At 72.0% G+C, this 25,222-nt stretch carries 27 protein-coding genes, 1 pseudogene and 1 riboswitch; of the genes and pseudogenes, 9 read left to right on the top strand and 19 right to left on the bottom strand.

Going from position 1 to position 25,222, the window contains the following annotated elements; genetic code table 11:
• Positions 1–73 precede the first annotated feature (73 nt).
• On the top strand, positions 74–817 hold the full coding sequence (locus AB0L95_RS18170; RefSeq protein WP_365162674.1) for an SDR family oxidoreductase: 744 nt from the start codon (positions 74–76) through the stop codon (positions 815–817).
• A 79-nt stretch (positions 818–896) separates the two neighbouring features.
• The gene (locus AB0L95_RS18165) at positions 897–1,340 is read left to right on the top strand and encodes a hypothetical protein (protein WP_365162673.1); all 444 of its coding nucleotides are present in this window, start codon (positions 897–899) and stop codon (positions 1,338–1,340) included.
• Here AB0L95_RS18165 and mug read toward each other — a convergent pair.
• From mug to AB0L95_RS18120, 9 genes and pseudogenes are all read right to left on the bottom strand, one after another.
• On the bottom strand, positions 1,318–1,899 hold the full coding sequence (gene mug, locus AB0L95_RS18160) for a G/U mismatch-specific DNA glycosylase (RefSeq protein WP_365162710.1): 582 nt from the start codon (positions 1,897–1,899) through the stop codon (positions 1,318–1,320). The genes AB0L95_RS18165 and mug overlap by 23 nt on opposite strands.
• Positions 1,896–3,338: an adenylosuccinate lyase gene (purB, locus tag AB0L95_RS18155; protein WP_365162672.1), complete on the bottom strand. Its 1,443-nt coding sequence runs from the start codon at positions 3,336–3,338 to the stop codon at positions 1,896–1,898. The genes mug and purB overlap by 4 nt, the downstream gene beginning before the upstream one ends.
• Before the next feature lie 123 nt (positions 3,339–3,461).
• On the bottom strand, positions 3,462–3,821 hold the full coding sequence (locus tag AB0L95_RS18150) for a DUF4326 domain-containing protein (RefSeq protein ID WP_365162671.1): 360 nt from the start codon (positions 3,819–3,821) through the stop codon (positions 3,462–3,464).
• A 24-nt stretch (positions 3,822–3,845) separates the two neighbouring features.
• Positions 3,846–4,634, bottom strand: a complete 789-nt coding sequence (locus tag AB0L95_RS18145) for an SGNH/GDSL hydrolase family protein (protein WP_365162670.1) — start codon at positions 4,632–4,634, stop codon at positions 3,846–3,848.
• 101 nt (positions 4,635–4,735) lie between these two features.
• Positions 4,736–5,749 carry a hemolysin family protein gene (locus AB0L95_RS18140; protein WP_365162669.1) on the bottom strand — a complete coding sequence of 338 codons (1,014 nt, stop codon included), beginning with the start codon at positions 5,747–5,749 and terminating at the stop codon, positions 4,736–4,738.
• Positions 5,746–7,071, bottom strand: coding sequence for a hemolysin family protein (locus tag AB0L95_RS18135; RefSeq protein WP_365162668.1), 1,326 nt, complete (start codon positions 7,069–7,071; stop codon positions 5,746–5,748). Before AB0L95_RS18135 ends, AB0L95_RS18140 begins: the two co-directional genes overlap by 4 nt.
• A gap of 171 nt (positions 7,072–7,242) precedes the next feature.
• Positions 7,243–7,662, bottom strand: a pseudogene (locus AB0L95_RS18130) (GNAT family N-acetyltransferase); the annotation flags it as partial.
• A gap of 143 nt (positions 7,663–7,805) precedes the next feature.
• On the bottom strand, positions 7,806–10,388 hold the full coding sequence (locus tag AB0L95_RS18125) for an ABC transporter permease (protein ID WP_365162667.1): 2,583 nt from the start codon (positions 10,386–10,388) through the stop codon (positions 7,806–7,808).
• 7 nt (positions 10,389–10,395) lie between these two features.
• Entirely contained in the window at positions 10,396–11,235 is an 840-nt protein-coding gene (locus AB0L95_RS18120; protein WP_365162666.1) for an ABC transporter ATP-binding protein, read from the bottom strand.
• 237 nt (positions 11,236–11,472) lie between these two features.
• Between AB0L95_RS18120 and AB0L95_RS18115 the strand changes: the two genes are divergently transcribed.
• A complete protein-coding gene (locus tag AB0L95_RS18115) occupies positions 11,473–11,745 on the top strand; it encodes a toxin-antitoxin system HicB family antitoxin (protein WP_365162665.1) in 273 nt (90 codons plus the stop codon).
• Positions 11,742–12,116 carry a fic family toxin-antitoxin system, toxin component gene (locus AB0L95_RS18110; protein ID WP_365162664.1) on the top strand — a complete coding sequence of 125 codons (375 nt, stop codon included), beginning with the start codon at positions 11,742–11,744 and terminating at the stop codon, positions 12,114–12,116. The genes AB0L95_RS18115 and AB0L95_RS18110 overlap by 4 nt, the downstream gene beginning before the upstream one ends.
• Positions 12,117–12,121: 5 nt before the next feature.
• Here AB0L95_RS18110 and AB0L95_RS18105 read toward each other — a convergent pair whose 3' ends face one another.
• Complete coding sequence (locus AB0L95_RS18105; RefSeq protein ID WP_365162663.1) at positions 12,122–12,808, bottom strand: class I SAM-dependent methyltransferase; 687 nt, start codon at positions 12,806–12,808, stop codon at positions 12,122–12,124.
• Positions 12,809–12,832: 24 nt separating this feature from the next.
• Between AB0L95_RS18105 and AB0L95_RS18100 the strand changes: the two genes are divergently transcribed.
• On the top strand, positions 12,833–13,978 hold the full coding sequence (locus AB0L95_RS18100; RefSeq protein WP_365162662.1) for a hypothetical protein: 1,146 nt from the start codon (positions 12,833–12,835) through the stop codon (positions 13,976–13,978).
• Positions 13,979–14,091: 113 nt separating this feature from the next.
• Positions 14,092–14,889, top strand: coding sequence for a L,D-transpeptidase family protein (locus AB0L95_RS18095; protein ID WP_365162661.1), 798 nt, complete (start codon positions 14,092–14,094; stop codon positions 14,887–14,889).
• A 96-nt stretch (positions 14,890–14,985) separates the two neighbouring features.
• Here AB0L95_RS18095 and bioD read toward each other — a convergent pair whose 3' ends face one another.
• The 3 genes from bioD to bioB are packed head-to-tail and all read right to left on the bottom strand — an operon-like array spanning position 14,986 to position 18,191.
• Positions 14,986–15,705 carry a dethiobiotin synthase gene (bioD, locus tag AB0L95_RS18090; protein WP_365162660.1) on the bottom strand — a complete coding sequence of 240 codons (720 nt, stop codon included), beginning with the start codon at positions 15,703–15,705 and terminating at the stop codon, positions 14,986–14,988.
• A 1-nt stretch (position 15,706) separates the two neighbouring features.
• The gene (locus AB0L95_RS18085) at positions 15,707–16,987 is read right to left on the bottom strand and encodes an adenosylmethionine--8-amino-7-oxononanoate transaminase (RefSeq protein WP_365162659.1); all 1,281 of its coding nucleotides are present in this window, start codon (positions 16,985–16,987) and stop codon (positions 15,707–15,709) included.
• Positions 16,980–18,191, bottom strand: coding sequence for a biotin synthase BioB (bioB, locus tag AB0L95_RS18080; RefSeq protein WP_365162658.1), 1,212 nt, complete (start codon positions 18,189–18,191; stop codon positions 16,980–16,982). The genes AB0L95_RS18085 and bioB overlap by 8 nt, the downstream gene beginning before the upstream one ends.
• 147 nt (positions 18,192–18,338) lie before the next feature.
• Between bioB and AB0L95_RS18075 the strand changes: the two genes are divergently transcribed.
• Positions 18,339–19,466: an 8-amino-7-oxononanoate synthase gene (locus tag AB0L95_RS18075; RefSeq protein WP_365162657.1), complete on the top strand. Its 1,128-nt coding sequence runs from the start codon at positions 18,339–18,341 to the stop codon at positions 19,464–19,466.
• Positions 19,467–19,620: 154 nt separating this feature from the next.
• On the opposite strand, the gene AB0L95_RS18070 is transcribed toward AB0L95_RS18075, so the two are convergent.
• Positions 19,621–19,845, bottom strand: coding sequence for a DUF397 domain-containing protein (locus AB0L95_RS18070; protein WP_365162656.1), 225 nt, complete (start codon positions 19,843–19,845; stop codon positions 19,621–19,623).
• A 9-nt stretch (positions 19,846–19,854) separates the two neighbouring features.
• A complete protein-coding gene (locus tag AB0L95_RS18065) occupies positions 19,855–20,715 on the bottom strand; it encodes a helix-turn-helix transcriptional regulator (protein ID WP_365162655.1) in 861 nt (286 codons plus the stop codon).
• A gap of 258 nt (positions 20,716–20,973) precedes the next feature.
• Between AB0L95_RS18065 and AB0L95_RS18060 the strand changes: the two genes are divergently transcribed.
• Positions 20,974–21,432 carry an ATP-binding protein gene (locus tag AB0L95_RS18060; RefSeq protein WP_365162654.1) on the top strand — a complete coding sequence of 153 codons (459 nt, stop codon included), beginning with the start codon at positions 20,974–20,976 and terminating at the stop codon, positions 21,430–21,432.
• A gap of 105 nt (positions 21,433–21,537) precedes the next feature.
• Here the strand turns inward: AB0L95_RS18060 and AB0L95_RS18055 are convergent, their stop codons facing one another.
• Positions 21,538–22,455, bottom strand: a complete 918-nt coding sequence (locus tag AB0L95_RS18055) for a LysR family transcriptional regulator (protein ID WP_365162653.1) — start codon at positions 22,453–22,455, stop codon at positions 21,538–21,540.
• A 128-nt stretch (positions 22,456–22,583) separates the two neighbouring features.
• On the opposite strand from AB0L95_RS18055, the gene AB0L95_RS18050 reads away from it, so the two are divergent.
• Entirely contained in the window at positions 22,584–23,249 is a 666-nt protein-coding gene (locus AB0L95_RS18050) for a LysE family translocator (protein ID WP_365162652.1), read from the top strand.
• Here AB0L95_RS18050 and AB0L95_RS18045 read toward each other — a convergent pair.
• From AB0L95_RS18045 to AB0L95_RS18035, 3 genes are all read right to left on the bottom strand, one after another.
• The gene (locus AB0L95_RS18045) at positions 23,188–23,724 is read right to left on the bottom strand and encodes a DUF6328 family protein (protein WP_365162651.1); all 537 of its coding nucleotides are present in this window, start codon (positions 23,722–23,724) and stop codon (positions 23,188–23,190) included. The two genes, AB0L95_RS18050 and AB0L95_RS18045, sit on opposite strands and share 62 nt — an antisense overlap.
• A 104-nt stretch (positions 23,725–23,828) precedes the next feature.
• Positions 23,829–24,302: a C40 family peptidase gene (locus AB0L95_RS18040; protein ID WP_365162650.1), complete on the bottom strand. Its 474-nt coding sequence runs from the start codon at positions 24,300–24,302 to the stop codon at positions 23,829–23,831.
• Between the two features lie 3 nt (positions 24,303–24,305).
• Positions 24,306–24,500, bottom strand: a riboswitch (cyclic di-AMP (ydaO/yuaA leader).
• Positions 24,501–24,913: 413 nt separating this feature from the next.
• Positions 24,914–25,219: a hypothetical protein gene (locus AB0L95_RS18035; RefSeq protein WP_365162649.1), complete on the bottom strand. Its 306-nt coding sequence runs from the start codon at positions 25,217–25,219 to the stop codon at positions 24,914–24,916.
• Positions 25,220–25,222: the final 3 nt, after the last annotated feature.

Genomic DNA, 25,222 nt, shown 5'->3' with positions numbered 1-25,222 from the left:
GTGCGTTCACAACATGCTTATATGAACTTGGCGTCCATAAGCGGGTCGTTGATCAGGAGAGAAGGGCAAGACCATGTCCGACACCACACGCGTCGCACGCGTCGCACTCGTCACCGGGGCCTCTGGGGGCATCGGCCGCGCGGTCGCCCAGCGGCTCGCCGCCGACGGCATGGCGGTCGGCGTCCACTACGCGGGCAACAAGGCCGCCGCCGACGAGACCGTCGTCGCCATCGAGGAGGCACACGGCCGGGCGATCGCGGTGACCGGCGACGTCGCCGACGAAGCCGCCATGGCCGAGGCGTTCGACGCGGTCGAGCGGGCCTTCGGCGGGATCGACGTCGTGGTCCACACCGCGGGCATGATGCGCCTCGGTCCGGTCGTCGAGTTCGACCTGGACACCCTGGACCGGATGCACCGCACCAACATCCGCGGCACGTTCGTGGTGGCCCAGCAGGCGGCCCGCCGCGTCCGCGGGGGCGGAGCCGTCGTCACCTTCTCCACCTCGGTGACCCGGCTGGCGTTCCCCGGCTATGCCGCCTACGCCGCCAGCAAGGGCGCCGTCGAGGCCATGACCCTGGTGCTGGCCCGCGAGCTGCGCGGTCGCGACATCACCGTGAACGCCGTCGCACCCGGCCCCACGGCGACCCCGCTCTTCCTCGACGGCAAGGACCAGGAGGCCGTGGACCGGCTGGCCGCGCAGTCCCCGCTGGAGCGTCTGGGCACGCCGGACGACATCGCCGAGACCGTTGCGTTCCTCGCCGGACCGGGACGATGGGTCAACGGCCAGGTCGTCTTCGCCAACGGCGGTATCGCCTGACCGGCGCGACAAAGACCGAACGTCTCCCGCGTGCCTGACGCCGTGCCAGTTGTCAGTGGCGGCCGCTTTACTGGACCGCATGGACATCGCGAGGTACCTCTCCGTCATAGATCTGCTGTGCGCCCGGGAGTTCCCCGCGGCGCACGGCAGGACGGAGCAGGGTGAGAGCGGGCCCGGATATCACACGGCCGCTTTACAGACGAGCGCCGAGTTCTGGGGGGACGGCGGCTGTGAGCGGGAGGAGACGGCGGCGCAGTACGAGGCCGACCGGGACGGCCTCGGCGAGCGGCTGGCCGAGCGCTGGGGGCCGCCCCAGGCCTTCAGTCTCTACAGCGTTCTCGACCGGACCCTGAGCGGGGAGAACATAGAGGAGCCCTGGGCCACCCTCAGCGGACACATACCGGACGTCCAGCTGTGGAAGTCGGCCGAGACGGGCCGGTGGGTCGCCCTCGGGGTGTCCCAGTGGGACAAGGAGTTGCCGTTCCAACTCCTCGCGGTCGTCACGGAGACGGATCCCCCATGACGCTCCCGGCCGCCGTTTCCCCCGCGGCCGTCCGCAACCGCACGAACTCCGCCGCCATCGTCGCGGCCGTCCAATGCGCGTTCAGACCACTGGGGTTGGGCAGCACCCACACCCGGGTCGAGCCGATCGTCCGCTGCTGCGGGCCCACGGCGGCCCCCCGTTCCGCGAAGGCCGCGCGATACGCGGTCACCCCGACCACCGCCAGCCACGTGGGCCGCAGCCGCTCCACCTTGGCGGCGAGGACCCGCCCGCCCTCCCGGTACTCCTCGGGGCTCAGCTCATCGGCCCGCGCGGTCGCCCGCGCCACCACATTGGTGATACCGAGTCCGTACGTGAGCAACTCCCGTTGCTCCGACGGTTTCATCAGCCTCGGTGTGAAGCCGGACAGATGCAGCACCGGCCAGAAGCGGTTGCCGGGGCGGGCGAAGTGGTGGTCCGTCGCCGCCGTCATCAGCCCGGGATTGATGCCGCAGAAAAGGACCTTGAGGCCGTCCGCGACCACGTCCGGCACCAGACGGTCGCGGGCGGCCTGAAGCTCCGCCGGGGTGAACCGGGTCAGAGGATCGCCCCTGGGGTGTAGCCGGCGGCCTCGGGGTGCTGCTTCACGATCTCCTCGACGCGGCCCACGACCGCGGCGACCTGGTCGGCCGCTGCGCCCGTGAAGGACAGCTTGTCCGCCATCAACGCGTCGAGCTGGGCGTGGTCCAGCGGGATGCGCTCGTCGGCGGCCAGCCGGTCCAGCAGCTCGTTGCGCTCGGCGCCCTGCTCGCGCATCGCGAGCGCGCAGGCCACGGCGTTCTCCTTGATGGCCTCGTGGGCCACCTCCCGGCCGACGCCCGCGCGCACCGACGCCATCAGCACCTTGGTCGTGGCGAGGAACGGCAGATAGCGGTCCAGCTCGCGCGCGATGACGGCGGGGAAGGCGCCGAACTCGTCGAGCACCGTCAGGAACGTCTCCAGCAGACCGTCCAGCGCGAAGAACGCGTCCGGCAGCGCGACCCGGCGCACCACCGAGCAGGACACATCGCCCTCGTTCCACTGGTCGCCCGCCAGCTCGCCGGTCATCGAGGCGTAGCCGCGCAGGATCACCATCAGGCCGTTGACGCGCTCGCAGGAGCGGGTGTTCATCTTGTGCGGCATCGCGGACGAGCCGACCTGGCCGGGCTTGAAGCCCTCGGTCACCAGCTCGTGCCCGGCCATCAGCCGGATCGTCTTGGCCAGCGACGACGGCGCCGCCGCCAGCTGCACCAGCGCGGTGACCACCTCGTAGTCGAGAGAGCGCGGGTAGACCTGGCCGACCGAGGTGAAGGCCTGCGAGAAGCCCAGGTGACGGGCGATGCGCTGCTCCAGGTCACCGAGCTTCGCCGCGTCCCCGCCGAGCAGGTCGAGCATGTCCTGTGCCGTGCCGACGGGGCCCTTGATGCCGCGCAGCGGGTAGCGGCCGAGCAGCTCCTCGACCCGGCCGTAGGCCACGAGCAGCTCGTCGGCGGCGGTCGCGAAGCGCTTGCCCAGGGTGGTGGCCTGCGCGGCCACGTTGTGGGAGCGGCCGGCCATGACCAGCTCGCCGTACTCGGCCGCGAGCTTGCCGAGGCGCGCCAGCACGGCCACCGTGCGGCCGCGCATCAGCTCCAGGGAGAGCCGGATCTGCAGCTGCTCGACGTTCTCCGTCAGATCGCGGGAGGTCATGCCCTTGTGCACGTGCTCGTGTCCGGCGAGGGCGTTGAACTCCTCGATCCGGGCCTTCACATCGTGCCGGGTGACCTTCTCGCGCTCGGCGATCGAGGCGAGATCGACCTGGTCGAGCACGCGCTCGTAGTCGGCGATCGCCGCGTCCGGCACGTCGATCCCCAGGTCCTTCTGGGCCCGCAGCACGGCCAGCCAGAGCTGCCGCTCCAGCCTCACCTTCTGCTCGGGGGACCAGAGCGTGGCAAGCTCGGCGGAGGCGTAGCGTCCGGCGAGGACGTTCGGGATTCGGGGCTTTGCGGGCGCAGCAGTCACGGCACGGATTCTACTGGCGATTCCTGCAGGCCAGCGCCATCGGACGGTTCGGTGGAACCTACGAGACCGCCGTCACGCGGGCCCGGGGCCCGTGCGGCCGGGGGCCGCAACCGCACTGCGCTGCTACGACCGGTGCCCCGGGCGCTTCGGCTTCTCCGCGACCTCCGCCAGGATGTCGCCGTGGCACAGCTCGGGCGCGCACCAGCAGGCGAGCGTCATGCCGCGCAGGTCTGGCACCTGGGCCAGCAGATCCGGGCGTGCCATCAGATACTCCCGGTACTTGGCCATCACCTCGGCACGGGTCCCGTCGTGCTTCTTCTTCCCGGTGTCGATCTGGAAAGGGTTGAACAGGGGGTGCTGAGGCAGGTTCCAGCCGCCCCTGACCAGGCGGCGGCCGATGTAGACGAGGTCGCTGGGGGCGTATTCCAGCCGGGGACCGAAGTCCTGGAGACGGCCCTTGAGGTTGATCACCCTGGTGGTCACGCGCGACTCCCTCCGGAGCGTTCGCTACTCCTGGACGGCCGGGTCCGGGTACGGCAGCAGGTCCGGACGCTTGGCCGGGCGGCCGTCCCCCGATGAGCGGCCCGTCAGCCGCCGCCCTATCCACGGCAGCAGATGCTGCCGGGTGAAGCGGACGTCAGCGGTCCGGCGCGCGAGCCAGCTGGGCGGAGCGCTCGGCGGCATCGGCGTACGCCACTCCGAATCCTCCGCCTCGTACCCGAGGGTCTGCCACACGGCTTCCGCCACCCGGCGGTGTCCCTCGGCCGTCAGGTGCAGCCGGTCCACGTCCCACAGACGCGGATCGGCGAGCGAGGGCGCGCCGTAGAGGTCGACCACGAGCGCGCCGTGCCGCTCGGCGAGCTCGTCGACACAGGCGAACAGCTCCTCCATACGAGGCCGGAAGCGTTCGAGGACCGGGCCCTGACGGCCCGGGCTGCGCATCAGGACGAGCTGCTTGCACGAGGGGGCCAGCCGCTCCACGGCCTCGGTCAGCAGACCCCGTACGCGGTCCATGTCGCACTGGGGCCGCAGCGTGTCGTTCAGACCGCCGACCAGAGTGATCACATCGGGCCGCATCGCGGCGGCGACGTCGACCTGCTCGTCGACGATCTGCCTGATGAGCTTGCCGCGCACGGCCAGGTTGGCATATCGGAATCCGGGCGTCCGGGCGGCCATCCGGCCCGCGAGGACATCGGCCCAGCCGCGGTACGAGCCGTCGGGAAGCAGGTCCGACATGCCCTCGGTGAAGGAGTCGCCGACCGCGACCAGGCTGGTGTGGGTGGGGTTCGTCTGCATGGCGCCGACGATGGTATCCCGAGGCCATACCCGCCGGTCGGTCGGCCTGCCGCGTCCGGCGCGGGGCCACCGGCCGTCGGCTCCGTGCCCCGCCCCGGCTGTCAGGACCGCCGGCCGAACAGTTCCCGCAGGACGTCCTCCATCGTGACCAGGCCCGCCAGGCGGCCGTCCGCGCCCTGCACCGCCGCCAGATGCGTACGGCTGCCGCGCATCGCCGTGAGCACGTCGTCCAGCGGCGTGCTCTCCCGCACCCGCGCGATGGGCCGCAGGTCGCGCAGCCGGAACGGCTCGTCCCGCGGGGAGGCGTCCAGGGCGTCCTTGACGTGCAGATAGCCGGTGATCCGCCGCCCCTCGTCCACCACCGGGAACCGCGAGAACCCGGACTCGGCCGACAGCCGCTCCAGCTCCTCCGGAGTGATGCCCACGCGGGTGTACACCACACGCTCCAGCGGCACCACCACGTCCCGCACGGGCCGGCGGCCCAGTTCCAGGGCGTCGTGCAGCCGCTCCTGGGCGCGGTCGTCGATGAGCCCGGCCTCGGTGGAGTCCGTGACGAGCCGGGCCAGTTCGTCGTCCGAGAAGGTGGCGGTGACCTCGCTCTTCGTCTCCACCCGCAACAGCGCGAGCAACCCGTTCGCGAACGCGTTCACGGTGAAGATCACCGGGCGCAGGGTCCGGGCCAGCGTGACCAGCGGCGGGCCGAGCAGCAGCGCAAGCCGCACTGGCTCCGCGAGCGCGACGTTCTTCGGCACCATCTCGCCCAGCAGCATGTGCAGATAGGTCGCCAGGGCCAGCGCGATCACGAACGACACCACCCGGCCCGCGCCCGGAGGGAGGCCGACCGCGTGGAACACCGGCTCCAGCAGATGCTCGATCGCGGGCTCGGCGACGACACCGAGGACCAGGGTGCACAGGGTGATGCCGAGCTGCGCGGCGGCGAGCAGCGCCGAGACATGCTCCAGGCCCCACAGCACACTGCGGGCCCGTCGGTCGCCCGCCTCGGCGTGCGGCTCGATCTGGCTGCGGCGGACGGAGATGAACGCGAACTCGGCGCCCACGAAGAAGGCGTTCGCGACGAGCGTCAGCAGACCGATCAGCAGCTGGACGAGGGTCACCGCTCCTCCTCCCGCTCGGCGGCCGGTGCGTGCAGGAGCATCCGGGCGGCCCGGCGCCCCGTCGCGTCCACGACCTCGATGCACCACCCGGCCACCTCTACGCTGTCCCCCTTGGCCGGTATCCGCCCGAGCTCCGTGGCGATCAGCCCGGCGAGGGTCTCGTAGGGACCTTCGGGCACCCGGAGCCCGACGCGTGCGAGCTGGTCCATACGGGCCGAGCCGTCGGCCGAGTACAGCGTGCGGCCCGCGGCGTCCGTGCCGGCCGGGGCCAGATCGGGAGTCTCGTGCGGGTCGTGCTCGTCGCGCACCTCGCCGACGACCTCCTCGACGATGTCCTCCAGAGTGGCGACCCCGGCCGTGCCGCCGTACTCGTCGATGACGACGGCCATGGTGTTCTTGCCGGAGAGCCGGTCCAGCAGCCGGTCGACGGTGAGGGACTCCGGGACGAAGAGCGGTTCGCGCATCATCAGCGCGACCGAACGGTGGGGCCGCTCCTCCGCGGGCACGGCCACGACGTCCTTGATGTGCGCGATACCGACGACCGAGTCCAGGCTGCCGCGGTGGACGGGGAAGCGGGACAGTCCCGTCGCGCGCGTCGCGTTCGCCACGTCCTCGCAGGTCGCCTGGGCGTCCAGGGCGATCACCTGGACGCGCGGGGTCATCACGTTCTCCGCGGTCAGGTCGGCGAGGTTGAGGGTGCGCACGAACAGTTCCGCGGTGTCCGCCTCCAGCGCGCCCTCCTTGGCGGAGTGCCGCGCGAGCGCCACCAGTTCCTGGGGGCTGCGCGCGGAGGCCAGCTCCTCGGCCGGTTCGAGGCCGAAGCGGCGGACCGTGTGGTTGGCCGTGTTGTTCAGATGCGTGATGAACGGGCGGAAGGCGGAGCTGAACCAGCGCAGGGGCGTGCCCACCCGCTTGGCCACCGCGAGCGGCGAGGAGATCGCCCAGTTCTTGGGCACCAGTTCGCCGACCACCATCAGGAAGACCGTCGACAGGCCCGTGCCGATGACGAGGGCCACGGAGGTGGACGTGGCGCGAGACAGGCCCAGTGCGCCCAGCGGGCCCGCGATCAGCTTGGCGATCGACGGTTCGGAGAGCATGCCGACCACCAGGTTGGTGACCGTGATGCCGAGCTGGGCGGCCGAGAGCTGGAACGTCAGACTCCGTACGGCCTTGAGCGCGCCCGCCGCGCCGCGCTCACCACGCCGTACGGCGAGCTCCAGCTCGCTGCGCTCGACCGTGGTGAGCGAGAACTCCGCCGCGACGAATCCACCGCAGGCCAGCGAGAGCAGGATCGCCACCAGCAGAAGGAGCACTTCGGTCATCGGGTCACCTCCGTCCCAGGATCGGCCGGGGACGCGGCGACCGCGCGAGGTCGGGCTCTGGGAGGCTCGCTCTTCGGCTGATGCTCACACATCTCCATGGTGGGACGGGTTGACCACGCGGGGGGACCGTTCATCCCCTCCATGGTAAAAGATCGGCAAAGTGGTGCCGTTCGCCAGGGGCTTCACCCAGCGACGCCAGTGCTCCTCGGGTGCGTAGCCGGCAGCCCGCCAGGCATGCTGGGCCCTCTCGTTGCGCTGCAGCACCATCGCGTCCCCGCGGCGGCCCCCGAGCCGCACGAAGCGCTCCTCCGCGGCGGCCAGGAGCGCCGAGCCGATGCCGCGCCGCCGACGGCCCGGGTGTACCGCGAGCCGGTACAGATGACAGCGCCAGCCGTCGAAACCGGCGATCACCGTGCCGGCCAGTTCGCCGTCCTCCTCGGCGAGGAGCAGCGCCTCCGGGTCGCGGGCGAGGAGTCGCTCCACACCGTCGCGGTCGTCGCTGATGCTCGTGCCTTCGGCGGCCCGCCTCCAGAAGGAGAGCACGGTGTCGAGGTCCTCGGGCGCGGCGGCCCGTATCCGCAGTTCGCTCATGCGGTGATCAGATCACGCAGGGCCGGGCGGGACGGCCGGATCGTCATGACGGACAGGTCCGGAGCGGACCGGCCGCGCTCCGAGCTCCTCCCGTCACCGGACGACTTCGCCAGGACCTCCCCAGGACTTCGCCGGGGAGGCGCTCACTCGTGCGCGATCGCCGCCAGCACATTCATCCGCGAGGCGCGCAGCGCGGGCAGCAACGCGGCCACCACACCCACGACCGCCGAGCCCACCACGACGGCCACGATGGTGCCCCAGGGGATCGCCAGCGCCTTCATGCCCTGCAACGCCAGCACCCGATGGATGCACAGACCCCACACCAGCCCGAGCGCCAGCCCGAGGACCGCCCCGAACACGGCGATCACCACGGACTCCAGCCGGATCATCCGGCGCAGCTGCCGCCGGGCGAGCCCGATCGCACGCAGCAGCCCGATCTCCCGGGTGCGCTCGACGACCGACAGGGCCAGGGTGTTGACCACGCCGAGCACCGCGATGATGATCGCCAGGCCGAGCAGCGCGTAGACGAGATACAGCAGCACCGCGATCTGGTCGTGCACCAGCTTCTTGTAGTCGGCCTGGTCCCGGACCTGCACCTGGGGGTACGGGTCGAGCGTCTGCTCCAGGCGGGACCGCAGCCGGTCCTTGGACGTGCCGGGCGCGGCGTTCACATACAGCGCGGAGTCCTGTGCGTCCGGCAGGTACTTCTGCAACGTGGCCATCCCGAGGAACAGCCCGCCCTCGGTGCCGAACCCGTCCGAGGTGCCTTGGTCCGTGAGCGCGCCGACCCGGAGGCCGGCACTGCGCCCGTCCGGGAACCGGACGGGAAGGGTGCTGCCGAGGCGGACGCCGTGGTCCTTCGCGAACGTCACGTCCATGGCGAGGGCGCCGTCCGCGAGCGCGGTCGCCGTGTCCCCCCGGACGTAGTTGATGTGCGCCACGGCGTCCAGCCGCGGGTCGTAGCCCCCGGCGGTCGTCTCGACGGATCTGCCGTCCGGCAGCCTCAGCGCGACGGCGGTGAACCGCTGGCGCACCACGAGCCCCGCGCCGTCCGTCGCCCTGACCCGGTCGGTGATCTCCTTCGAGAAGGGCTGGAAGTTGCTGTTCTGCACCACGAAGTCGGCGCCCAGCGTCTTGTCGATCTGCTGGTCGAACGACTTGGACATGGAGGTGCTCGCCACCGACATCCCGGCGACCAGGGCGATCCCGACCATGAGGGCGGAGGCGGTGGCGCCGGTGCGACGCGGATTGCGCAGCGCGTTGCGCTGGCTCATCCGCCCGACGGCGCCGAACAGGGCGGGGAAGGCGCCACCCAGCACCCGGATCACGGGACGCACCAGCAACGGGCCCGCGATCACCGTGGCGACGAGCGTGAGGACCACGCCGAGCCCGAGCAGGGAGGCAGCCGGCGCGGTGTCGGTCGCCCGTACGCAGCCCGCCAGCGCGGCCACGCCGAGCGTGCCGATGACCGCCCCCGCCACCGCGCGGACCGTCAGGGGCCGTCCCACGCCGGCGACCTCGGCGTCCGCGAGGGCGGCCATCGGGGAGACGGCGGCCGCGCGCCGGGCCGGGAGATACGCGGCGACGAAGGTGACGCCGACCCCCACGACGTACGCGGCGACGGGGGTTCCCCAGCCGATCACCATCTCGGTGGACTTCAGGTTCATGCCGAACGCGCTCATCAGCCGGATCAGTCCGGCCGCGAGCCCGATCCCCGCGGCGAGTCCGAGCGTCGCGGAGACCAGGCCGAGCAGCAGGGCCTCCGTCAGCACGGACCGGCGCACCTGCCGCCGGTCGGCGCCCAGGGCGCGCAGCAGGCCCAGTTCACGGGTGCGCTGGGCGATGAGCATCGAGAACGTGTTGACGATGAGGAACACGCCGACGAGTACGGCGATGCCGGCGAAGCCCAGCATCACGTACTTGATCACGTCGAGGAACGCGCCGAGCTGGTCGGTGCTGGACTTGGCCTGCTCGCTCGCGGTCTTGAGGTCGTAGGACACGGAGCCGCCCGACGGGGAGGGGAGCGCCGTCGCCACCCGTTCCTTGAGCCGCGCGTCGGTCAGGCCCGGGGCCGCGTCGACCGAGATGGCGGTGGCCGTGTCGGGCCGGCCGAGCAGCCGGGTCTGGGCGGTCGGGGTGTCCAGGAAGACCAGGGCCGCGCCCGGGTTGGTGGTCGTGAAGGTGGCGATCCCGACCACCCGCACCGTGAACGAGCCGGGCTGCGCGAGCACCCTCAGCGTGTCGCCGATCCGCACCTGCTTGTGCCGGGCCGTGTCCGCGTCGAGCAGCGCCTCGCCGGGGCCGTGCGGAGCGTGCCCCGAGGTCAGCTTCACCGGGCTGCGGTCGGTGACGTACCAGTTCTTCGCGATGGTGGGCGCGCCGGTGGTCGGGCCCACGGGTTCGTTCCGGTGGTCGACGACCGTGATGTTCCGGACGGCGACGTCCACGTGGGCCGCCGCCACCCCGTCCACCCGGGCGATCCGCCCGGCGAGCGAGGCGGGCAGGGTCGCGGTCGCTCCGCTCGGGAACGGCGAGGCCAGGTCCTCCTGGGGGCTGACCGTCACATCGGCCGCGGTGGAGGCGAACAACCGGTCGAAGGTACGGGTGACCGTGTCCGAGAAGATCAGGCTGCCCGCGACGAATGCCACCGACAGCACGATCGCCAGAGCGGAGAGGGCGAGCCGTCCCTTGTGTGCCAGGAAGCTGCGCAGTGTCGCCTTCAGCACGGTCGCCTCAGTCCTCGCGGCGGGCCGCGTCGTCCATGCCCGCCGGGACCGTGCCGGAGGCGGGCTCCTGGTGGTGTCCCCCGGCGAACAGGCGCATGCGTTCCAGCACCGCGGGTGCCGTGGGCCGCGCCATCTCGTCCACGATCCGTCCGTCGGCCAGGAACAGCACCAGGTCGGAGTGGGCCGCCGCGCCCGGGTCGTGCGTGACCATGACGACGGTCTGCCCCAGCTCGTCGACCGCCTCGCGCAGAAAGCCCAGCACCTCCAGCCCGGCCCGGGAGTCGAGGTTGCCCGTCGGCTCGTCCGCGAAGATCAGCTCGGGGCGGGAGACGAGCGCGCGGGCGCACGCGACACGCTGTTGCTGCCCGCCGGAGAGCTGCGCCGGCCGGTGCGTCAGCCGGTCGCGCAGCCCGAGGGTGTCGATCACCTGGTCGAGCCACTTCCGGTCGGGCCGGCGGCCCGCGATGTCCATGGGCAGGGTGATGTTCTCGGCCGCGTTCAGCGTGGGGACGAGGTTGAACGACTGGAACATGAAGCCGATCCGGTCCCGGCGCAGCCTCGTCAGCTCGCGGTCCTTCAGACCGGTGATCTCGGTGTCGCCGAGCCACACCTGTCCGGCAGATACGGTGTCGAGCCCCGCCAGGCAGTGCATGAGGGTCGACTTCCCGGAGCCCGAGGGGCCCATCACCGCGGTGAAACGGCCGCGTGCGATGTCCACGTCGACCGCGTCGAGGGCGAGCACCGTCGTCTCCCCCGAGCCGTACGCCTTCGTCAGCCCCCGGGCGCGGGCGGCGATACCGCCCGCCTCCCCGCGCCCGGGGGAGTGCTCCGCAGCAGCAGTGGACAAGGCCGCCTCCTCGTTCCTGGACGTTCCGGCCCCTTCGCTCGTCCTGTCCCGCACGAGCGTAATGTGATGCGCGGCACACCTGATATCCCCCTGAGCCCAGGGCATGCCTCCCTCAGGGGGCGTATCCCGGTCAGCGGCATGTCCGCCCGGCCTGGCGGCGCGCGGGCGCTCGCCCCGTACGGCGTCGGCTTCCACGCCCCCTTGCCGGTGCTAGCACCACCGCGCTAGCGTCGAGGTATGGCGAAGACCCAGCTGAACGTGAGGGTGGACGAGAACACCGCCCGAGCCGCCCGCGAACGTGCCCTGGAGCGCGGTATGAGCGTCAATCGCTACATCGAGGAACTGGTCCGGCAGGACACCGGCGAGGCCGGCCACACGTTCGTCGAGGCCGCCGCCGACTTCATGAAGCAGTACGAGTCCGTCTTCGCCGAGGAGTTCGGGTCCGCCCCCGAGGGCCGGGCCGGCGGCCCGGGGACGCGCCGGGGCGAGGGCACGTCACTGAGCCGTTGAGCCCTCTCAGAATCGACCTCGCCTGGCTGCTGATGGTCGCCGAACAGAAGACACCCGGGGACCCCCAGGTCACCGACTGGGGAGCGCTGGTCGCGGCGGTGAGCCGGCACGAGGCGGAGATATTCGGCGTCCCGGTCTACGACACCCCGCACGCGCGCGCCGCCGCCCTGCTCCAACTCCTGCTGCACATACCGGCGCTGGAGCGCTCCAACGCGCTGTTCGCCTCCGCGGTCGCCTACGCCTATCTCATCGCCAGCGGCGTCAAGGTCGTCACCTCACCGGAGCAGGTGCGCGAGCTGGCCCGGCTGGTCAAGAGCGGTGCGGCCTCGGTGGACGACATCGCCCGGGAACTGCGGCAGTGGAGCCTGTGAGCCGACTACTCCGCGCGCTCGGGCCGCCAGGCGATGCCCATGACGCAGTACGACATCGGCAGCCGCGGCCCCTGCTCCGGCATGAACACCTTTCGGCAGGGGCCCAGTTCGAAGCCCGCGGCGCGCAGGGCCCCCACCGGGTCCCGGGAGAGGTGGCAGCCCCCCATGAGGGGCGGCCACACCGTGCGGTCCAGGGCCCGTTGGACGTACCGCATCGCGGGTCCCCCGCCCGCTCCGTGCTCGAAGAACCTCACACTCCCGCCGGGCCGCAGCACCCGCCGCACCTCGGCGAGCGCCCGGGCCACGTCCCGTACGCTGCACAGCACCAGTGAGAGGACCGCCGCGTCGAAGGCCTCGCTCTTGACCGGCAGCGCCTCTGCCGCACCCGGGGCCACGTCCACGGGCACGTCGGCGCGCAGGGACTCCTCGACCGCCCGCCGGCGCAGGCGCCGCTCCGGTTCGATGGCGACGACCTCCGAGACCGTCCGCGGATAGTGGGCGAAGTTCAGCCCGTTGCCCGCCCCGATCTCGATCACCCGGCCGGACAGCCCGGCCAGCAGCCGGTCCCGTATCACCCCCACACCGCCGCGGGTCTCGGCGGCCACACTGATCCGGTCGTAGGCGCGGGCGAAGAGCGGATGGTGCACGGTGTCGCGCGACTGCGCACGGGGGCGGGCGGATCGTGGCGCCATGAGCACCTCCGGGGAGGACGGGCCTTGTCGGGAGTCTCCCCCGCGCCCGCCGTCCGCATCCCCATGAATGTGCTCGCGGACGCACGGCCCGACGAACTGGATCCGTCCCGGCTGGTGGATCCCGCGCGGCAGCGGGAGGACCTCGCACGCATCATCGCCGGGGCGACGGACGGCCGTGCGGCACACCTCCTCGCACCGCGGCGACGCAGAAGCGGGTTCCGGCCGCTGGAAGCGGCGGCCCTGGCAGCCGTGGCGGCGTCCGTGGTGGCCGTGAGCACGCTCGACCGGCAGGAGCCGGCCGAGCCGGCGACCGCACCACCGCGGTCCTCCGCCGGGACGGAGGGGACGGGCGCCGGGGCGGACATCCGCGTCGACGGCCACCTCGAACTGCTCAGCGCGGCCAGGAAGGCGGCCACCTCGGTCGCCGAAGGAACGTACTGGCAGACCACCACGCGCTCGGTTTACGTGGACGTCGGCGGTGAGAAGGGGCAGCTCTTCGCCGTGCGCAGCACGTCCACCGACGAGTGGTCGGTGGGCGTCCGTCCCGGAACCCGGAGTTTGATGGTCTCCGGCCTGCATTCCGTGACCGAGCCCCGGACCGCGGCGGACGAGGCACGCTGGCACGCTGCGGGCTCCCCCGGCACGGTGCGGGTCGGGGTCGCGAACCAATCCGGGACCGGCGCGATCGGCTACACGATGGGAACCCGTCCGCCGATGGTCATGCGGACGAACATCGACGACAAGATCTACGCCGTCGGCCCGCGCAACGTCTCCTACAAGGATCTGCGTGCACTGCCCGCCACCAGCGGTGAGCTGCGCCGCTATCTGGAGCGACTGTACGCGGCGGACAACGGTGCCGAGACCAGCGCATCCGGCCACAGTGCCTGGATACTGCGCCGGGCAGCCGACCTGGTCACGATGCCCGTGAAGCCCGGCGTCCGGGCGGCCGCGTACCGGGCGGGGTCCGGGTGCTCGCGCGGGTCACCGATCCCCTGGGGCGCCAGGGCGTCGGCGTCGAGTTCCCCGAGACCTTCCGGACGCCGCTGGGGAGCACCCGGCAGCAACTGGTCGTGGACCCGTCGACCGGCGCCATGCTCAGCGAAGAGGTCGTGCTGGTCGAACCGTCGGCCAGGGCGAAGGCGGCGGGACTCGACGCGGGCACGACGGTGAACTACGCGGCGACCACCCGGATGAGCTGGGGCGAGCGCCAGATCAGCGTGCCGAAGAACGCTCGTGGTTGAGCCGAGAGTTATTTTCCCGCCCTCTTGAGAGAGCCCGCACCCATGCGCCTCCACAGGCCCTGCGTATCCGCGACCGCGGCGGTCGTCGTCTCCGCGCTGGGGATCGCCGCTTACCACCTCATACCCGAAGGGAACCCCGCCCCGGCCCCCGGGGCGGCCACGGTCGTCCAGGACCCCGCCGCCCCCGCCGCCGGGCAACGGGAGGCCACCCCCGTCAAGCCACGGACGACGGTTGCGGCGCGCCCGGAAGTCCCCGCCCGGCTGCCGGGGATCGGTAGCCGGACCTTGGCGCGCATCCCGGCCGGCACCCGGCAGGTCGTCCTGGTCACGGGGGCTGCGAGGAACTCGGCGTCCTCGAAGGTCGTGCTCTACGAGCGCGTCGACGACGGCTGGCGTCCCGGAGCGGTGTGGGCCGTGCACAACGGCTACCGGGGCTGGACCGACCGGCACTACGCGGGCGACCTGCGCTGCCCCATAGGAGTGTTCGGCCTCACCGACGCCGGCGGACGGCTGGCCGACCCCGGCACCAGGCTGCCCTACCACCGTTCCGGCGCTTTCACCGTCAGCGGGCCCGGTTTCGAGGGCGAATCACTCGCTGGTTCCTTCGACTACGTCATCGCCATCAACTACAACCGGCAGCCCGGCACGTCACCGATGGACGGCACCAAGCCGATGGGCGCGAGCCGCGGCGGCGGCATATGGATCCACGTCGACCACGGCGGCCCCACGCACGCCTGCGTCAGCCTCCCCAAGACGCACATGAAGCAGTTGCTGCAGGCCCTCGACCCCGCTGCCCACCCCGTCGTCGTCATGGGCGACGCGGACTCTCTCGCCCGGTGACCCGGACGCCGCTGGACCTGCCGGCCGTTGGAGCCGGCCGCTCACCGCCCGGGCCCGACCACGGCTGTGCAAAACCGCCGCGACAGGGGGAACAGATCATCCGGGCGCGTGCGACGAGGCGAACGCCTCGGGGTCCCAGGTCCCGCCGAGCCGCGGTGCCAGCCAACCGGGCGCTCCGGCGCGGAAGTCGGCGGGCGGGTAGGATCCGGCGCCCGCGGGCAGCGCCCCGAGCAGCGGTGCCCGTGTCACCGCCGGAAGGTCCGCGAGGTTGCACCGAGACGCGAGATCCGCGGCCTCGGGCCAGCTGCCGATCACCACACCCGCCAGGTCGAGCCCCCGGCGCCGCACCTCCCGTGCCGACAGCTCGGAGGCGTTGAGCGTGCCGAGGCCGGCCGTCGCGACCACCAGCACCGGTGCCGCCAGCAGCCGGGCCACGTCCGCCAGGGTGCCGTCCTCGTCGTCGAACCGTACGAGCAGCCCGCCCGCGCCCTCGACGAGCACGAGGTCGTGCTCGACGGCCAGTTTGGCGGCCGCCTCCGCCACCTCCTGCGGCCGCACGGGCGGCAGACCGGCGCGCCGGGCCGCCGTCGCGGGCGCCAACGGGTCGGGGTAGCGGGCGAGTTCACGCACCGTCAGGGCACCCGCGAGCCGGGCCACCTCGTCGGCGTCCCCGCGTTCGTCCGGTCCCACACCCGTCTGCGCGGGCTTGAGCACGGCCACCGACCGGCCCGCCGCGACCGCCACCGCCGCGACGGCGGCGGTCGTGACCGTCTTCCCGACCTCCGTGCCGGTCCCCGTGACCACCAGTACCGACATCTCAGCCCTCCTGTGCCGCCGCGCACACCGCGCGCCCGATCAGTGCCACGTCCGCGTCTCCCGTCACATACGGCGGCATCGTGTAGACGAGGTCGCGGAACGGACGCAGCCACACTCCCTCGCGCACGGCGGCCCGGGTCGCCGCCGCCATGTCCACCTCGTGGTCGAGCTGGACCACGCCAATGGCGCCGAGCACCCGCACCTCGCGCACCCCGGGCAGCTCCCGCGCGGGAGCGAGCCCCTCCTTCAGGCTCGCCTCGATCCGCTTGACCTCCGCCTGCCAGTCCTGGCCGAGCAGCAGGTCGAGCGAGGCGCAGGCGACCGCCGCCGCCAGCGGGTTGCCCATGAACGTGGGGCCGTGGGCGAGCACGGGCACCTCGCCCCGGGAGATCCCCTCGGCCATCCGCGGGGTGCACAGCGTCGCCGCCAGGGTCAGATAACCCCCGGTCAGCGCCTTGCCGACGCACATCACATCGGGGGTCACCGCCGCGTGGTCGGCGGCGAACAGCGCGCCCGTGCGACCGAACCCGGTGGCGATCTCGTCGAACACGAGCAGGACGTCATGCGCGTCGCAGGCCTCGCGCAGCACTCGCAGATACGCGGGGGAGTGGAACCGCATCCCGCCCGCGCCCTGCACCACCGGCTCGACGATCACGGCGGCCAGCTCGTCCGCGTACCGTGCGATCGTCTCGCGCAGCAGGTCGGCGTACGACTCCTCGTAGGCGGCCGGCGGCGCCTCGGCGAACAGCTGCCGGGGCAGGACGCCGCGCCACAGCTCGTGCATGCCGCCCTCGGGGTCGCACACGGACATCGGGTGCCAGGTGTCGCCGTGATAGCCGCCGCGCCAGGTCAGCAGCCGCTGCTTGGCGGGGCGGCCGAGCGAGCGCCAGTACTGCAGGCACATCTTGATCGCGACCTCGACCGAGACCGAACCCGAGTCGGCGAGGAACACATGCTCCAGACCGTCCGGCGACATGTCGACAAGGAGCTTCGCCAGCCGGACGGCGGGCTCGTGGGTGAGCCCGCCGAACATCACATGGCTCATACGCCCGAGCTGCTCGCGCACGGCCTCGTTGAGCACCGGGTGGTTGTAGCCGTGGATCGCCGCCCACCAGGACGACATGCCGTCGACGAGTTCGCCGGAGCCGTCGGCGAGCCGCAGCCGTACCCCGCTCGCCGACTCCACGACGAGCGGCTCCTGCCGGCCCGGCATGGGACCGTAGGGATGCCAGACGTGCTGCCGGTCGAGCGCCAGCAGCTCGTCCACGGACCACTCAGGCATTGGGCGCGACATCCGTTCCGGCGCCCCGGCGGCGCACCGCGACCAGATCCGTACGGGGTTCGCCGACGGGCGGCACCGGCGCGGAGCCACAGACACCGCCGCCCTCGTGCGACCCGCACGCGCTCCCCTCGTGGGACCCGCACCCGCCACTCTCGTGGGACCCGCCCCCGGCGTCCCCCTGCGACCCGCAGCCGGCCGCCATCCGGTGCCCGGGCAGCGTCACCTGGTCCGTGCCCTCCACCTCGAACCCGGCGTCGGCGATCATCTCCAGGTCGGCCTTGCCCGCCTGGCCCTCGCTGGTCAGGTAGTCCCCGAGGAAGACGGAGTTGGCCAGATGCAGGGCCAGCGGCTGCATCGAACGGAGGTGGACCTCGCGTCCGCCCGCGATCCGCACCTCGACGTCCGGGCAGACGAACCGCACCATGGCGAGGATCCGCAGACACCGCTGGGGCGTCAGGTTCCATTCCTTCGCGAGCGGAGTGCCCTCGAACGGGATCAGGAAGTTCACCGGAACGGAGTCAGGGTCCAGCTCCCGCAGCGAGAAGACGACGTCCACCAGGTCCTCGTCGCTCTCGCCCATGCCCGCGATCAGTCCGGAGCAGGCCGACAGACCGGCGGCGTGCGCCTTGTGCACCGTGTCCACCCGGTCGGCGTAGGTGTGGGTGGTGGTGATGTCCCCGTAGGTCGCCTCGGAGGTGTTGAGGTTGTGGTTGTAGGCGTCGGCGCCCGCCGCGCGCAGACGCTCCGCCTGGCCGTCGGAGAGCAGACCGAGGCAGGCGCACACCTCGACGCCCTCGTTCTGCTCCTTGATGGTCCTGATGGTGTCGGAGACCCGGTCCACGTCCCGGTCGGTGGGCCCGCGGCCGCTCGCCACCAGGCAGACCCGCTTGGCGCCGCCCGCGACCCCGGCCGCCGCGGCCTGCGAGGCCTCGTCGGCCTTGAGCCAGGTGTACTTGAGGATGTCGGCCTTCGAGCCGAGCCGCTGGGAGCAATAGGAACAGTCCTCCGGGCACAGGCCCGACTTCAGGTTGACGAGATAGTTGAGTTTCACCCGTCGGCCGAACCAGTGGCGGCGCACCTTGCCGGCCGCGGCCACCACATCGAGCACGTCGTCGTCGGAAGTGGCGAGGACGGCCAGCGCCTCCTCGCGGGTCGGCACCTCGCGCCGCAACCCCTTGTCCACCAGCGTGTTCAGCAGGTCCATGAGAGCCGATCCTGTCCTACGGGAGCGTTCCGGGCCAAGGAGAGTTTGCACAACAGACACCGTTCGACGTGTGGGTATTGCCACACCCTGGGTGGCTGGTCGTGCCGCTAGTGTCTGTGCACTGCCTACAAATGCCCCGGAGGGACCATGGCGTTCGGCTGGATCGACGAACAGGCGCGGGCGCGCCGCCGGGCCGGACTCGTCCGGACGCTGCGTCCCCGGCCCGCCGACTCCCCGCTGCTCGACCTGGCCGGCAACGACTATCTGGGCCTGTCCCGCCATCCTGAGATCACCGACGGCGCCGCGGAGGCGGCCCGGCGGTGGGGCGGCGGCTCGACCGGCTCCCGGCTCGTCACCGGAACGACGGAACTCCACGGCGAACTGGAGCGCGAGCTCGCCGACTTCTGCGGCTTCGAGGCGGCGCTCGTCTTCTCCTCCGGCTACGCGGCCAATCTCGCCGCGGTCAGCGCGCTCGCGCCGCACGGCTCCCTCGTCGTCTCCGACGCGGGAAACCATGCCTCGCTCATCGACGGCTGCCGGCTCGCCCGCGGCACGACCGAGGTCGTCGCGCACGCCGACCCCCAGGCGGTCCGCAAGGCGCTCGGCACTCATCGCGGGCCCGCCGTGGTGGTCTCCGACACGGTGTTCTCGGTGGACGGCGACGCGGCACCGCTGGACGGACTGGCGCAGGCGGCACGGGAGTTCGACGCCGGGCTGATCGTCGACGATGCCCACGGGCTCGGCCTGCTCGGGGCCGGCGGCCGGGGCGCTCCGTATGCGGCCGGTCTCGCGGGCGCGCCGGACGTGGTGGCCACGGTGACGCTGTCGAAGTCGCTCGGCAGCCAGGGCGGTGCGGTCCTCGGCCCGGCGCCGGTGATCGACCATCTGGTCAACGCGGCGCGGACGTTCATCTTCGACACCGGGCTCGCCCCGGCGGCGGCGGGTGCGGCGCTGGCGGCGCTGCGTCTGCTGCGCCGCGAGCCGGAGCGTGCCGAGCGGGCCCGCACGGTGGCGGCGACCCTGCACGCCCGCCTCACGGCCGAGGGCCATGAGGCGGTGCGCCCGGACGCCGCCGTCATCTCCGTGCGGGCCCCTTCTCCCGAACTGGCGGTGCGCTGGGCGGCGGACTGCCGGGCGGCGGGGGTCGCCGTCGGCTGCTTCCGTCCGCCGTCGGTGCCCGACGGCATCTCACGGCTTCGGCTGACGGCCCGTGCGGATCTCACCGACGGGCAGATCGAGCACGCCGTGCGCGTGATCGGCGAGACGCGACCGTGAGTCGGCGGGACGGCCGTGCGTCGCTCGTCGTACGCGGATGAGCGGTACGGAGCCGTGAGCGGAGTACTCCGTCGGACGTGGGGGAAAACGTTCGGACGCGAGGGGGGAATCGACTCGAAAATGGCTCAAAAGAGCCCGAGTCGAGCGGAGAGGATCAGCTCAGCCCCGTCAGGAACTCCTTCCAGGCGTCGGGGGTGAAGAGCAGGGCCGGGCCGGTCACGTTCTTGGAGTCGCGCACGGCCACCAGTCCCTGCCAGGGGCCGGTGCCCGGTCGGGCGGTCTCGACGCAGTTGTTCATTCCCGTGCTGCGGCTGCTGCGTCGCCACCTTGCGCCGTGGAGTGAGGTACTGAGGGGGATGTGCCGAGGCGGTGCTGACATGGTGCCTCCTTACGCATCGCCCGCCAACGCGGCGATGTAATCCAACGTGTCCTCGGGCGAAAGGGCGTGGATCCGAAGGGTGTCGAAGGCCTCGCAGTAGGCCTGGAGGTCTTCTTTCCGTTCGAGGTAGAGGCTACTCGTCAAGTGGTCGAGAACGACTACATCCAGATCGGATCTGCTCGGAAAGGAGAAGATAACGAAAGGCCCGGTGATTCCGATATGCGCCCCGGCGGCGAACGGCAGCACCTGTAGTCGCACATGGGGCAACCGGGCCGCGTCCAGCAGCCGCCGCAGCTGCCGCGTCATGGTCCTGGGCCCACCGACCCCCCGGCGCAGCACGGCCTCGTCCAAGACGGCGCTCAGCCGCAGCGGCGGATCCGCGCGCAGTACCTCCTGACGGGCCAGCCGCACCTCCACCAGGGCGTCCAGCTGGGTGTCCTCCAGGGTGCCCACGGCGGCCCGGGTGACGGCCCGGGCGTAGTCCGGCGTCTGCAGCAGCCCCGGCACCACCGAGGTCTCCAGCGTGCGCATCCCGCTCGCCTGTGACTCCAGACTGATGAAGTCGCGATAGGCCGGAGGCAGCACCCCGCGGTACGCGTGCCACCAGTTCTGCCGGCCGTCGCCGTCCTCCGAGCCCGCCAGCACCAGCAGCAGTTCCCGCAGTTCGGGATCCTCGATGCCGTACGCGTCCAGCAGCAGTCCTACGTCCCGCGGCTTGACCCCGCTGGATCCCGTCTCGATCCGGCTCACCTTCGACTGGTGCCAGCCGACACAGGCGGCCGCCTGACCGCTCGTGAGACCCGCCCGGGCGCGCAGGCCCCGCAATTCGGCGCCGAGTTTGCGGCGGCGCACCGCTGGTCCGTACTGCATGGCCGACTCCCTCCGCCCGGGGCGCGGTTTTCACAGCGACGGTAGGCGACGGTAAAGCATCACCCCGAGGGCCTCCCGAATACGGTCGGTCGTCGGAGAGTTCACCGCTTCGGGCGACAGATATATGCATATCTCGGGGGATGACACTCGGGAGGGCCCTGGTGATGGCAGTCTGGCGCGCAGCACCAAGTCCGGGACCGTTCTCGAACAGACCGCTCCGTGTCGGACTCCGGTCCCGTGGAAAGGGACGACGTCGCCATGGCAGACCATCAGGAAGCATCCGTCACTCTGCCGAGCGATCCCGCCTCGGTCTCCGCCGCCCGAACATATGTCTCGGACATTCTCACGGAATGGGGTCTGCCGAACGATGCCGAAGTCGCCGACTCCCTCCGCTTGATCGTGTCCGAACTGGCGACCAATGCGGTGCAGCACACCTTCGGGCAGTCACCGACGTTCACGGTCGACATCGCGCTCGCGCGGGAGGAATTACTGCGCATCGGCGTCACGGACAGCCACCCGCGCTTCCCCAAGCGACTGCCCGCCTCCGTCCAGCAGGACAACGGTCGCGGCATGGTGATCGTCCGTTGCCTGACCGCCGAGCACGGCGGGACGCTCACCGTGCGGCCCACCCGGGAGGGCGGCAAGACGGTCGCGATCGAACTGCCGTGGACCATTCCCGTGCGGTCGGTCTCGGCGGCGGCCCAGCCGGATCCCTGACCGCGGCGGGAGCGGGTGTCCGACCCTGTCGCCGGGTGGCCCGGCCGCCCGGCGCCGTGCCGTGGACGCCGGACGGGTCCCGCCCGGTGCACGGCCGGCGGCCTCTCAGCTGTGCCGCGTCGCTCGGCCGAAGGCACCGCGCAGCAGAGCGCGGAAGGCGTCGGCCGCGGGTGCCGGTTCGTCGGTGCGGTGCGCGACCGAGATCGTGCGACGCAGGGTGCCCGGCTCCAGGGGCCGTACCCCGAGCGGGGTCGCCGTGGTCCTGGCCACCATCTCCGGCACCACCGCCACCCCGAGACCGGCACTGACGAGTGCGCACACCACGGCGTATCCCGGCGTCTCGACCAGGACCGCCGGGGTGGCCCCGGCGGCGGCGAGGGCGGCTTCCACGCCCCGCCGTGCCGGATGCTGCGGCGCCATGCTGATCAGCGGCTGCCCGGCCAGCTCGGCGGGCGGCAGCCGCGACGTCTCCGCGCTCAGCACGTGGCCGGGGCTCGTGACCAGGACCAGCTCCTCCGTCAGTACGGGTTCCAGGGACACGGACGACGGCAGCGGTACGGGCTCGGCGGGCTCGTAGGTGTGCGTCAGCGCCAGATCGATGTCGCCCGCCGCCACCGCGTGCACCCCGGCCGGCGGGTCGTAGTCCGCGACCGCCAGTTCCACGTCCGGATAGGCCCGGCGGAACGCGCTGAGCGCCGGCGGCAGCAGATGGATGCCCGCAGTGGGAAAGGTCCCGAGCCGCAGTGTGCCGCCCCTGAGGCCGGTGAGCCGGGCGAGCTCGTGCCGGGCGCGCTCCAACTCGTCCAGCACCCGCCGCGCCCGTACCACCAGCAGTTCGCCGGCCCCGGTCAGCCGTGTGCCCCGCGGATGGCGTACGAGCAGCGCGGTGCCCGCCTCCCGTTCCAGCTTGGCCAGCTGCTGGGAGAGCGCGGGCGGCGTGTAGCCGAGACGCTCGGCGGCCCGGGTGATCGAACCGGCCTCGGCGACCGCCACCAGCGCCGCGAGCCGTGTCGCGTCGTACACACATCCCCCTGCCGGTCGAGGCAGCCCTGAAAGAGATGCTCAAGGCTCAAGCCCTAAAGAGATGCTTAAGGCTCACCCAGGATATTCGACATACCTGCTGAAGGCTCGAGGGCGGCAGGGTGGTCCGCATGGACACACAGCTCATCGCCTTCACCGGTGTGGCCGCGGGCATGGTCGCGATGCCGGGCGCGGACTTCACGGTCGTCGTACGCAACGCTCTGATCTCCCGGCGCGCCGGCGTCGTCTGCGCCCTGGGCATCGCGGGCGGGCTGCTCATCCACACGACGCTGGCGGTCGCCGGGGTCGCCACGGTGCTGGTGGCCGTGCCCGGACTGTTCCGCACGTTGCAACTGCTCGGCGGCGGCTATGTGCTCTATCTGGGCGCCCGGACCCTCTGGGGACTGCGCCGCCGCGAGGCCTCCGCTCCCGTCGCGGCACCCGCGGGGCCGGTCCCCGGCCATGACGAGCACCGGGCGGCGGGGGACGTGCCCCGGGGGCGGCCGCTGCGGCAGGGCTTCGTGACCAACGCGCTCAACCCGAAGGCGTCCCTGACCTTCCTCAGCCTGCTGCCGCAGTTCGTGCCCGCGGGCAGCCCCGCGATGCCGAGGACCCTGGTGCTCGCACTCATCGTGCTCGCGGTCTCGCTGGTGTGGTTCCCCACGGTCGCGCTGCTCGTGGACCGGCTCGGCCGCCGTCTGCGCCGGCCGCGGACCGCACGGACCCTGGAAGCGGTCACCGGGGGCGCTCTGACGGCGCTCGGTCTGGTGCTTCTCCTGGAGCCGCTCCTGGCCTGATGACCGCGTGCCGTACCAACATCGGCAGGACGCGCCACAGGGCCGTGCACACCAGGAGCGTTCCCGCGCCGGCCGCGATGCCCGCCGTGCGGCCCAGCGACACGTCCACCACCAGCAGCACCGAGCCGGTGAAGGCGAAGGCCAGCACCACCATCCCGGCGGCGGCGAGCCGGGAGGAGATCCGCACGATGACGGGCTTGACGTTCTTCTGGAAGAGCATCCGGTGCAGTGCCGCCGGTGCCGTGAACAGGGCCGCGGCCAGCATCGCCAGCAGCAGGGTCGTGACGTACGTGATGCGCTGGGCGGTGTCGAGGGTCGGGAAGCGCTGGGTGAACGCGAGGGTCAGCAGGAACGCGAAGAGAATCTGCACCCCGGTCTGGGTGACGCGGAGTTCCTGCAGCAGTTCGGCGAAGTTGCGGTCAGCGCGCTCCAGCGGTGTCTCGTGCCGTGCCTCGGGGGGTGGTCGGTCGGCCATGGTCAACGAGTAACCGCTGCGACCCTCTTCACGCCACCGGGGCGGCCGTACGGGCGCCCCGACCGCGGGGTGACGGCGCCCGTGCCGTCACCCCGCCCGCCGGGTCAGCTGACCCGGCCGTACCAGACGCTCTTGGTCCAGATCTTCTCCAGCCGTACGACGGAACCGGTCTTCGGGGAGTGCCAGATCTTTCCCTTCCCGGCATAGATGCCCACGTGGTAGACGCTTCGGCCGGAGTGGAAGAACACCAGGTCACCGGCCTTGCGGTGGGAGGCGGAGACATGGTGCGTCTTGTTGTACTGACCCGCTGCCGTGCGGGGCAGGGCCTTGCCGGCCTTCTTGTAGGCGTAGAGCGTGAGCCCCGAGCAGTCGAAGCGGCGTGGTCCGGTGGCCCCCCACTTGTAGGGGGCGCCCTTCTTGGACGCCGCGACCTGGAGCGCCTTGGTCGCCGGTGTCGCTGCCGCAGCGTCGCTTGCGACGCCCGGGACCGCGATGCTGCCGCCGACGGCGGCGAGAGTGAGGGCCGAGGCGGTGCCGGCCCGGGTCAGCAGCGACGGGACACGATTGAGCGCAGTCATGCGCAACCCTTCGTCAGCCGCCTGTGAAGGATGACCTGTCGGATTCGGGCTGGCGAAGTAGCCCGGCCGCTTGCGCGGCTTCACCCCAAGGACCCCCGGATCTCTCCGGCGGCCCGCCTTGCTGGGTCCTCCACTCCTGCCGATCCACTCCTGTCGACCGGTCATCCGGGCGGCGGCAGGATTCGGCGTCCGCCCGGACCGCCCCGCCGCGGTGGCGGGGGCTTGTCGTCAGGAAGGGATCTTCACCCAGGGATGTCGGAAAATCACAACGGAACCGGGGGTTTGTGGCATTACTCACCACTCACCCGTTCGGCTGGACACCCTTGTGAGCGCGGGCCGTTGAGGGGACCGACGAGGCCTGGACCTGCGGCGGAGCAACGCATGACGCCCTGGCTGCCCTGCACTTGGCCCACATTCTCCCGGCTCCCGGACGGAGCAGTCGCTACGCCGGCCGGGGGTACGCCATTCGGTCCGTTTGTGTCGCGGGTCCAGGGGCAGGGCCGACGGCGCGAGCCGGGTACGGGGGCCGACCGGACCGTGGCCAACTCCGCACGGGCGCACCGCAGATCACCGTCCGTCAGTCCGGCCCCGCCGGCCCCCGCACGCCTTGGTCACTCCAGCCCCGGTGGTACCGCGACACGGGAGGTGCGGCGCTCGCCGTCGAGGACGCGCAGGGCCCGGGCCAGTGTGGGGCCGTGCAGTTCGTGCTCCCCGCGCTGGTGCATGAGCGTCAAGGCGTCACGCAGAGCAGCGGCCTTGCTCGCCAGGGCCTGGGCGGCGCGCAGTCCCCGGTAGGTGTCCCCGGAGTGCCCGGGGTTGATGCGTCCGAGCAGGTCGACGACGTCGAGATAACGGTCGATCAGTTCGGCCTCCGCCCGGGTCAGTGCGGGCAGCGGCGGCAGTTCGGGCGGCAGCATGGG

The organism is Streptomyces sp. NPDC052036 (assembly GCF_040680495.1).
In the GTDB taxonomy this organism is placed as follows: domain Bacteria; phylum Actinomycetota; class Actinomycetes; order Streptomycetales; family Streptomycetaceae; genus Streptomyces.
Note: the sequence above shows the minus strand (reverse complement) of the source record. Positions and strands in the feature narration are given on the sequence as shown.

Coding starts and splice junctions, on each gene's coding strand:
- AB0L95_RS18170 (WP_365162674.1), top strand. CDS start 74: ATGTCCGACACCACACGCGTCGCACGCGTCGCACTCGTCACCGGGGCC.
- AB0L95_RS18165 (WP_365162673.1), top strand. CDS start 897: ATGGACATCGCGAGGTACCTCTCCGTCATAGATCTGCTGTGCGCCCGG.
- AB0L95_RS18145 (WP_365162670.1), bottom strand. CDS start 4,634: ATGCAGACGAACCCCACCCACACCAGCCTGGTCGCGGTCGGCGACTCC.
- AB0L95_RS18135 (WP_365162668.1), bottom strand. CDS start 7,071: ATGACCGAAGTGCTCCTTCTGCTGGTGGCGATCCTGCTCTCGCTGGCC.
- AB0L95_RS18115 (WP_365162665.1), top strand. CDS start 11,473: ATGGCGAAGACCCAGCTGAACGTGAGGGTGGACGAGAACACCGCCCGA.
- AB0L95_RS18105 (WP_365162663.1), bottom strand. CDS start 12,808: ATGGCGCCACGATCCGCCCGCCCCCGTGCGCAGTCGCGCGACACCGTG.
- AB0L95_RS18095 (WP_365162661.1), top strand. CDS start 14,092: ATGCGCCTCCACAGGCCCTGCGTATCCGCGACCGCGGCGGTCGTCGTC.
- bioD (WP_365162660.1), bottom strand. CDS start 15,705: ATGTCGGTACTGGTGGTCACGGGGACCGGCACGGAGGTCGGGAAGACG.
- AB0L95_RS18085 (WP_365162659.1), bottom strand. CDS start 16,987: ATGCCTGAGTGGTCCGTGGACGAGCTGCTGGCGCTCGACCGGCAGCAC.
- bioB (WP_365162658.1), bottom strand. CDS start 18,191: ATGGACCTGCTGAACACGCTGGTGGACAAGGGGTTGCGGCGCGAGGTG.
- AB0L95_RS18075 (WP_365162657.1), top strand. CDS start 18,339: ATGGCGTTCGGCTGGATCGACGAACAGGCGCGGGCGCGCCGCCGGGCC.
- AB0L95_RS18070 (WP_365162656.1), bottom strand. CDS start 19,845: ATGTCAGCACCGCCTCGGCACATCCCCCTCAGTACCTCACTCCACGGC.
- AB0L95_RS18065 (WP_365162655.1), bottom strand. CDS start 20,715: ATGCAGTACGGACCAGCGGTGCGCCGCCGCAAACTCGGCGCCGAATTG.
- AB0L95_RS18060 (WP_365162654.1), top strand. CDS start 20,974: ATGGCAGACCATCAGGAAGCATCCGTCACTCTGCCGAGCGATCCCGCC.
- AB0L95_RS18050 (WP_365162652.1), top strand. CDS start 22,584: ATGGACACACAGCTCATCGCCTTCACCGGTGTGGCCGCGGGCATGGTC.
- AB0L95_RS18045 (WP_365162651.1), bottom strand. CDS start 23,724: ATGGCCGACCGACCACCCCCCGAGGCACGGCACGAGACACCGCTGGAG.
- AB0L95_RS18040 (WP_365162650.1), bottom strand. CDS start 24,302: ATGACTGCGCTCAATCGTGTCCCGTCGCTGCTGACCCGGGCCGGCACC.
- AB0L95_RS18035 (WP_365162649.1), bottom strand. CDS start 25,219: ATGCTGCCGCCCGAACTGCCGCCGCTGCCCGCACTGACCCGGGCGGAG.